We start from the raw sequence: 1,974 nt of genomic DNA, 5'->3' as shown, positions 1-1,974 counted from the left end.
ACCACCACAGAGCCCTCCAACAGCTGATCAGACAAGATCAACTTGCGGCGGCTTGACACAGGGCAACTCACGCGGCCTCCTCGACGAGGGCGCCGAGGTACGCCTCGGCGACCGCCGTGTCGTCGCGGATCTCGTCCGGCGTTCCGGTGGCGATCACCCGACCGAAGTCGAGCACCACGATCTCGTCGCAGACGGCCATGACCAGGTCCATGTGGTGCTCGACGAGCAGCACCGCGCACGGGTCGACGTCGCGTCGCGGAAGCTGCCGCACCAGCTCCGCGAGTTCGGCGATGTCGTCGGCGCCGAGGCCACCGGCAGGTTCGTCGAGCAGCAGCAGCCGGGGTCGCGCGGCGAGCGCGCGGGCCAAGGCGACCCGCTGGCGTACGGCGAAGGGCAGCGTGCCCGGCGCGGCCCCGGCGTGCTCGGCGATGCCCAGCCCGTCGAGGATGTCCAGGGCGTGCCGGCGCAGCCGGCGCTCGTCGCGGTCGCTGCGGGGCAACCCGAGCAGCGCCGCCCCGAAACCCGCGCGGGCGGTGTGGGACGCGCCGGTCATCACGTTCTCCACCACGCTGAGCCCCGCGAAGAGCCCGGTCCCCTGGAGGGTCCGGGCGATGCCCAGCCGGGTCAGTCGGTGTGGTCGGGGTCGCAGCGGCCGGCCGTCGAGGGCGAGCGCACCCGTGTGCGGCGTGACGAAGCCGCAGATCACGTTGAACAGTGTGGTCTTGCCGGCGCCGTTGGGCCCGATCACGCCCACCACCCGGTTGGGTGGCACCCGGAGCGAGACGTCGTCGAGGGCGGTGAGGCCGCCGAAACGGACGCCGATGTCGTGCAGTTCGAGGCCGCGCTCCATGCACCCATCCCTCTGCCGTGGCGGGTGTTATTTACACTCGCAGTGTACGTTTCTCGGTTATCGCGTCAAGACCTTCAATGCGGCCACGCGAGCGGGACGGCCGCCCGACGGCGGCCGTCCCGGTTCACGCGCCCACTCAGGAGCTGGGGCAGGTGTTGCGGTACTCCTCGATCTGGGAACCACTCGGACCAGGGCAGAGGAACTGCTCGTAGCGGGTGTCGTCGTCGACGAACCGCTTCAGCCAGGCCACCATCTGCCGGGCGGTCGGTGTGTTCACCGTCTGCGGGAAGAAGTGGCTCGCGCCGTTCAACTCCAGGTACGCCTTCTCGGCCGACGACGGGATGCTGTTGTAGAAGGGCACCGAGTGCGTGGCGACCGGGGCGACGGTGTCGCTCTCGCCGCCGATGATCAGCGTCGGGACGCGCAGCTCGGACCAGCTCTTGTCCGTGTTCCAGGGCGCGAGGGGCACCGCGGCCTGCAACGACGGCCGCGACGAGGCCGCCTCCAGGCTGCCCCCGCCGCCCATGGAGTGGCCGGCCACCGCGAGCCGGCTGCTGTCGATCCGGCTCCGCACCGAGCTGCGCTCAGTGAGGTAGTCCAGCGCGGCGAGCAACTGCCGGCCACGGCTGTCCGGCTGATCCAGCCGGGTGTTGGTCTCGATGCCGATCACCACGAAGCCGTGCGAGGCGATCCGTGGACCGAGCCAGCTGATGCTGGACCAGGCGGCGGTGTAGCCGGGCGAGATGGCGATGGCGCCGAACGTGCCCTCACTGGTGCTGGTCGGGTAGTAGATGACCCCGCCGCCGAAGCCGGTGACGCTCAGCGACGACACGCTCTGCGAGGCGGTGGCGAAGGGACCGCGGCTGGCCTCCAGGATCGCGGTGGTCGGGTCGGGGCCACGCTCGTACGGGCCGGCCGCCTGCGCGGCGCCCGTCGGTCCGACGAGGACGCCGGTGGCGAGCAGGGTGGCGGCCAGCGCGAGCCGGGCGGCTCGGGCCGGCAGGGAACGGGGACGGGTGGTGGTTGGTGACGACACGTCGGGCACTCCCTAGTGCTGCTCCGCGTTAATTCGTGGAGGGGTGTTGATCAGGTTGTTTCCTTGAGTGGGGTGCCGTCGTAGGTCC

Annotated in this window: 2 protein-coding genes; both read right to left on the bottom strand. The window is 70.9% G+C overall.

Annotated features, from left to right (window positions below; genetic code table 11):
* Positions 1-67 precede the first annotated feature (67 nt).
* Entirely contained in the window at positions 68-850 is a 783-nt protein-coding gene (locus tag ACLQ24_RS29460) for an ABC transporter ATP-binding protein (protein ID WP_425895002.1), read from the bottom strand.
* Between the two features lie 136 nt (positions 851-986).
* Entirely contained in the window at positions 987-1,886 is a 900-nt protein-coding gene (locus ACLQ24_RS29455) for an alpha/beta hydrolase family protein (RefSeq protein ID WP_425895001.1), read from the bottom strand.
* Positions 1,887-1,974: the final 88 nt, after the last annotated feature.

This window comes from Micromonospora sp. DT4 (assembly GCF_049841675.1).
In the GTDB taxonomy this organism is placed as follows: domain Bacteria; phylum Actinomycetota; class Actinomycetes; order Mycobacteriales; family Micromonosporaceae; genus Micromonospora.
Note: the sequence above shows the minus strand (reverse complement) of the source record. Positions and strands in the feature narration are given on the sequence as shown.